The 5,904-nt window shown below is 29.8% G+C and carries 7 protein-coding genes; all 7 read left to right on the top strand.

Features of this window, described 5'->3' with window-relative positions:
• Window positions 1-160: 160 nt before the first annotated feature.
• The 7 genes from ACH5TX_RS00785 (at window position 161) to ACH5TX_RS00755 (ending at window position 5,753) form a co-directional block, all read left to right on the top strand.
• Window positions 161-982: a DUF695 domain-containing protein gene (locus ACH5TX_RS00785; RefSeq protein ID WP_439337650.1), complete on the top strand. Its 822-nt coding sequence runs from the start codon at window positions 161-163 to the stop codon at window positions 980-982.
• Window positions 983-1,142: 160 nt separating this feature from the next.
• Window positions 1,143-1,583, top strand: a complete 441-nt coding sequence (locus tag ACH5TX_RS00780) for an SMI1/KNR4 family protein (protein ID WP_439337649.1) — start codon at window positions 1,143-1,145, stop codon at window positions 1,581-1,583.
• 156 nt (window positions 1,584-1,739) lie between these two features.
• Window positions 1,740-2,300: a hypothetical protein gene (locus tag ACH5TX_RS00775; protein WP_439337648.1), complete on the top strand. Its 561-nt coding sequence runs from the start codon at window positions 1,740-1,742 to the stop codon at window positions 2,298-2,300.
• 174 nt (window positions 2,301-2,474) lie between these two features.
• Window positions 2,475-3,056 carry a hypothetical protein gene (locus tag ACH5TX_RS00770; protein WP_439337647.1) on the top strand — a complete coding sequence of 194 codons (582 nt, stop codon included), beginning with the start codon at window positions 2,475-2,477 and terminating at the stop codon, window positions 3,054-3,056.
• Between the two features lie 230 nt (window positions 3,057-3,286).
• Window positions 3,287-4,180, top strand: coding sequence for a hypothetical protein (locus ACH5TX_RS00765; protein WP_439337646.1), 894 nt, complete (start codon window positions 3,287-3,289; stop codon window positions 4,178-4,180).
• A 163-nt stretch (window positions 4,181-4,343) separates the two neighbouring features.
• Complete coding sequence (locus tag ACH5TX_RS00760) at window positions 4,344-5,105, top strand: hypothetical protein (protein ID WP_439337645.1); 762 nt, start codon at window positions 4,344-4,346, stop codon at window positions 5,103-5,105.
• Window positions 5,106-5,366: 261 nt separating this feature from the next.
• Window positions 5,367-5,753, top strand: coding sequence for a hypothetical protein (locus ACH5TX_RS00755; RefSeq protein ID WP_439337644.1), 387 nt, complete (start codon window positions 5,367-5,369; stop codon window positions 5,751-5,753).
• The last annotated feature ends 151 nt before the right edge of the window (window positions 5,754-5,904 follow it).

The following is a 5,904-nucleotide window of genomic DNA, read 5'->3' as shown; positions in this document are numbered from 1 at the left end:
AAAATAACGATTTGCCAACAAAGCATAAAATTAATGGCTGGTTCTAGCCTACTTGGAAAATTCCTTCGGAATTTTCCGCTGGCAAGTTTCTATTTATTAAATTAGTGCCTAAACGCGCCACTAATATTATACGTAACCGTTAGGCATAATTTAAAAAAAAATGAGGAAATCAATTGCATTTTTATTGATAATAATATTTTCAACTACACAAATGACTGCACAAAATTCGGAGGAACAATGGGACACTTATATGGCAACATATGAAAATGAAAAACCTGGTTCTACTACATTAAGAATGGATTTAATCAATTCTACACCAATAAAAGAATTTGATTTTGTTTTGGTTACTGGATTAACTTATGAAACTTCAAAAGAAAACGGATTTCCAGAAAATGAGACTTTTAGTATTTTACACAAAGTTGCTGATGAACTAATTGAAATAATACAAAAAGAAACGGAATTTATTCTAGTTGGTTCGTTTATGTATAACAATGAAAGACTTGAATATTTCTATATTAAAGAACAAAAAAATATTATCTCAAAAATTGAGAATTTTTACAAAACTAATTATCCTGAATATAAATTTTACTTGAATGTAAAAGAAGATAAGGAATGGAAATATTATAGAGATTTCTTATATCCAAACGAGGAAACTAGAAATTATATGGCTGACCAATCTGTATTACGAAATTTGGAGGATGCAGGAGACAATTTAACGAAATCAAGAAGAGTTGACCATTGGCTTTATTTTTCAAAAGAATCTGATATGAATAAATGCAAAGCGGATTTAGAAAAGTCAAATTTCAAGGTGCAAAACGCTGGAATTAATAAAGAAACGAACCTTCCATTTGAATTACAAATTTGGAGAATAGACAATGTGAATATTGATTCAATTTATCCAATTACCTCAGATTTAAGAAAAAGAGCGAAGAAATTTAATGGAGAATATGATGGATGGGAAACTTCGATTGAAAAGGAATAAAACTATGCCTAACAAAGCATAAAATTAATGGCTAGTTCTAGCCTACTTGGAAAATTCCTGCGGAATTTTCCGCTGGCAAGTTTCTATTTACTAAATTAGTGCTTAAACGCGCCACTAATATTATACGTAACCGTTGTGCATAATTTAACAAAACCTCAAAATGCCATTTCCAATTGACGAAAAATATATAAAAGAAACGGAATCAGAACTGAACGCAAAGTTCCCAACTGAATTTAAAAACCGAATGATGGAATCTAATGGTGGAGAATTATTGATTTCGGATGAATTTGGATTTAAGCTACATCCGTTTTTCGACAAATCTGACAAAAAAAGAATAAGTCGGACTTGTAATCACATCGGACTTGAAACAAAAAATGCTCGTAAATGGAATGGATTTCCAGACAATGGAATCGCAATTGGAGCGGACGGATTTGGGAATCAACTAATCTTGACTCATAACGGAAATGGAAATTTAACTGACGAACTATATTTCTGGAATCACGAAACAAGACAAGTAGAAAAAATAGCTGAATCAATTAATAAACTTTACGTTGAAAAAAGCTCATTCTGGAATAAAATAAAATCGAAATTTAACGCATAAAAACTATGCACAACAAAGTATAAAAATAATGCTTAAATTTATTCCTAAATCAAAAGGTTAGCGCACTTTTGGTCACTCTGATTTTCCTGCGGAAAATCCTCGGACACAAAACAGCACTATTCTTATACACAACCGTTACCCACAAGTTGACCAAAAATGAGTGATAATTGCTTACATATAGTTCCGAAACATAAAAATGAATATCCAAATGCTGAATTAAAAGCAAAAGAAATTTTAAAATGGTTTCAGGAAAAAGATATTGTTGAAACAAAACTTTCAAATTGCACATTGGGAGAAAAAGGGTATAGATTCAAACCAAATATTGCGTCAATTTTCAATGATGGAGAATTATGGGCTTATCAAAAAGATTTAATAACACACGGACTTGAACTTGTTTATAAGAAACGAACAGTTTTTCATCCAATGGAAGGTGCTTATTTAGAAATTAACTGTCCGAATTGTAATAAATCGATTGATGAAAATATTGGTTACGAATGGATTGCCAATTGGTATGAAAATACGGAAACTGATTATCCAAATTGCCCAAGTTGCGGAGAAAAAAGACATCTGACTGAATATAAAATTGAACCAGAATGGGCATTTAGCAATATTGGAATTTCATTATGGAATACACATTGGGATTTAAAATCTGATTTTGTTTCCGAAATGGAGAAACTATTTGGAACTGAAATTATTGTTGTTCCAGTGAGAATATAAAACCAGTGGGTAACAAAGCATAAAATTAATGGCTAGTTTTAGCTTACTTGGAAAATTCCTTCGGAATTTTCCGCTGGCAAGTTTCTATTTACTAATTTAGTGCTTAAACGCGCCACTAATATTATACGTAACCGTTGTAACACATTTGAACAAAAAATACGATAAGAATAAAATATGTGGGATTTTATAAAAGAATATCCGGAAATTGGGACATTATGTGTAGCCACAATCTTTACTGCTTTAGGATTTATTTTCAAAAGTCTTATTGATTTTTTGCTTGAAAAAAGAAGAAAAAAAGCAGAATTAAGAGAAGCTTTTTGGAAGGAGAAAATAATGGCTGCAAAAAAAGCTTCAGAATACTATTTTGAGCAGTTGTCCTTTTATGAATTGACTTTACAAAATCTTGATTTAACTCTAAACGAAAAAAGAACTCCTAATGGTTTGAGGGAATCGATAGTAAAAAGTATTGATAATATTTCTGAACGAATTAATAATCCTTCAAGTTTTGAACATCATCATATTAATATATTCTATGATTTGAATCAGAAACAACTCAAAGATAAAGTTTTGAATATAATTAGTGAACTTCAAGACATACATAACTTTATGGAACAAGAAACTGTTTTAACTGATGATGAGTTTAAAGAATTATATATGACCACTCGTGAAATGCGAAATAATATTGAAGGAATTTCTTTAATTTATAGACAATTTTTAGACTTAATTAGAGAGGATTTAAAATCAAATGTTGAATAAAAAAAAACGTGTTACAACAAAGCATAAAATTAATGGCTAGTTTTAGCTTACTTGGAAAATTCCTTCGGAATTTTCCGCTGGCAAGTTTCTATTTACTAAATTAGTGCTTAAACGCGCCACTAATATTATACGTAACCGTTGCCACACATTTGAAAATAAGAACATTGAGAAAAATTTACTTACTGACTTTACTGTCAATTATTTTATTTAACTGCCAAAACAAAACGGAATTGAGAACTGATTTGCAGCCAATTTATTCAGATTCCAAAAACGCTTTACAAGGAAACAATCTTTATGGAAAAGTTAAAAAAATTGAATACTACAAAACAACTTTTCAGAATACAGAAAAAAAAGACAAACCTGTACTGAACAAAATAGAAGAATACACCGATTTTGGGGAATTAAAAAAAGTAGAATACTTCGATAATTATGGAGAACTTATACAAACCAATGTTATTGATTATAACAAATACCAAAAGTTCATAAAAAGTGTTTCAATTAACAAATCAAACAAAAAGAATATCACTCAAATCTCGAAATATGATTCAATCAAAAACACGAGTGAATTGAGTGTTTTCTTAAATGATACAATTGACCATAAAACGACTTTTTACTATGGGAAAAATGATTATCAAATAAAAAGCATTTCGATTAAAGGAAATGACACGACGGTAACAACAAGCGAACACGCCTTTAATGATAATAATAAACTTATACTTGCAACGCAAAAAGAAAAGGGAAATGACAAATCAACAATAACTATTAGCAACAAATATGACATCAATAACAATTTAATTGAGTCATCACATAAAACTGAATGGGTTGAAATGTTAAGCGAAACGAAATGGAAAGATGGACGAATTTCTAAACAATCTTCTTATACAATATCAGCGGATTTAAAAAAGCATTTAAATAACGTTACAGAGTTTGACATACTTTACAATACAATCAACTCAAAAGAATATGAAGATTCAAAATTACATCGTGAATTAAAATTTGACTATAGCTTTGATGCAAATGGGAATTGGATTAAAAAAAATGTATCAATAAAAGAACATTTTAATAACTCAAAGGAATTCATTTCAATTTATGTTGATACGAGAAAAATAAGTTATTGGAAATAAAAAACGTGTGGCAACAAAGCATAAAATTAATGGCTAGTTTTAGCTTACTTGGAAAATTCCTGCGGAATTTTCCGCTGGCAAGTTTCTATTTATTAAATTAGTGCCTAAACGCGCCACTAATATTATACGTAACCGTTGTGTGTAATTAAAACAAACTATACGAATGATAAAAAAATTGATGATTTTAATAGTCTTTCTAACATTTAAAGGATTTTCACAAGACTTTGAATTAAGGGCTACTCCTTCTATCGAAAGCGAAATCATTTATAATAATGGAACTACTGAAAAAGGAATGTTGTGGCTTGCAAGTTCAGCTTTCAGCCCAAGGATGGAAAATGAAAATAAAGGTGGTAGTAAAAAAATTGATTATAAAAAAATTGACAAAATAATTACAAATCCTGACTCTGAAAATAAAAGAGTTTTTCAATATTTACATAACAATTATAACAAGTTTAAAATTTTTGTCGAGTTAATCTATACAGATAAAATTTGTATCTATATAGCATCAAAAAACAACGGAACTGACCTGTTTTATTCAGATTTTGACAGAGAAACTATTCGAGAAAAATTATTGAAAATGAAATTTGAAAATAGGACTATAAGCGGAAAACTAAAAAATTCAGATACGTTAGAGTTACCAAATGGAAAAAAGATAGTGACACCGATTAGATATTCTTATTATTATGGTTTAAACTTTGGTTCTGCTTATGGAAATTCTACTTCATTTCAATATTACATTCAAAAAGAAGGAAGTCCTAAATTGATGAAAGTTGAAAGAAACAAACGGTTTTTAAAAAAGTCAAAAGAATATTTTACAAGTTGCCCTTCTTTAATCGAGGATTTGGAACAAAACAAAATAACTTTATCGGATTTACCTACTTTTATCGAATATTACAAGGAAAAATGTGGTGTAGAAAAAGAATAACTACACACAACAAAGTATATAAAAAATTGCTAGTTTTACCTAAACCAAAGTTTGTTGCTCATTTGCTAGCTTCTGATTTTCCTTCGGAAAATCCTTGCACACAAACACGCAACATTTCATATACATAAACGTTGGCAATAATTTGAGAAAGTGGGAAACAAACGAAAAGGTCAATTAACGACTGATATATAATGGCACAAACATTTAAGAAAAATTGGAAAGCGATTTTTCTGGAAAGGAGAGCGTAAAGCCGAAAAGAAAATGGTTGATAAAAACTTATCAGAACTTAATGAAATAACTGAAATCCCTATAATGACTTTTGATAAATTGTTTGACTTAATCGAAGAAAACCAATTTGAAAACGAAACTGACAGAAAGATTGCGGAAAAAATTCTAGAAGCGGAAAGAGACTGGAGAATATCACTTGATTCTTTAAACGATTTTATAATTATACTGGAGAAAGAAGTTGGCGGAAATGTGACCAGAACAAGTCTGAACAAACTCTTGGAAAAATATAATCGGAATATTGCTCAATACGCTTGGGAAGCAGAAAGTGTTTGTTATTTATTAGACATTTTCGAATTGACTAGAGAAACCGAATTGAGAAAAATAATTAATAATCTGACTGAAAAAGTAAAAGCGGAATAAAAACTATTGCCAACAAAGCATAAAATTAATGGCTAGTTTTAGCTTACTTGGAAAATTCCTTCGGAATTTTCCGCTGGCAAGTTTCTATTTATTAAATTAGTGCTTAAACGCGCCACTAATATTATACGTAACCGTTGTAGCACATTAGACC

The organism is Thalassobellus citreus, assembly GCF_044385915.1.
In the GTDB taxonomy this organism is placed as follows: Bacteria; Bacteroidota; Bacteroidia; order Flavobacteriales; family Flavobacteriaceae; genus Thalassobellus; species Thalassobellus citreus.
This window is presented reverse-complemented; position numbering and strand designations above follow the sequence as displayed.

What these genes read in the sequence shown, in the direction of transcription:
- ACH5TX_RS00755 (WP_439337644.1), top strand. Translation starts at nt 5,367, where the DNA reads ATGGTTGATAAAAACTTATCAGAACTTAATGAAATAACTGAAATCCCT.
- ACH5TX_RS00785 (WP_439337650.1), top strand. Translation starts at nt 161, where the DNA reads ATGAGGAAATCAATTGCATTTTTATTGATAATAATATTTTCAACTACA.
- ACH5TX_RS00770 (WP_439337647.1), top strand. Translation starts at nt 2,475, where the DNA reads ATGTGGGATTTTATAAAAGAATATCCGGAAATTGGGACATTATGTGTA.
- ACH5TX_RS00780 (WP_439337649.1), top strand. Translation starts at nt 1,143, where the DNA reads ATGCCATTTCCAATTGACGAAAAATATATAAAAGAAACGGAATCAGAA.
- ACH5TX_RS00760 (WP_439337645.1), top strand. Translation starts at nt 4,344, where the DNA reads ATGATAAAAAAATTGATGATTTTAATAGTCTTTCTAACATTTAAAGGA.
- ACH5TX_RS00775 (WP_439337648.1), top strand. Translation starts at nt 1,740, where the DNA reads ATGAGTGATAATTGCTTACATATAGTTCCGAAACATAAAAATGAATAT.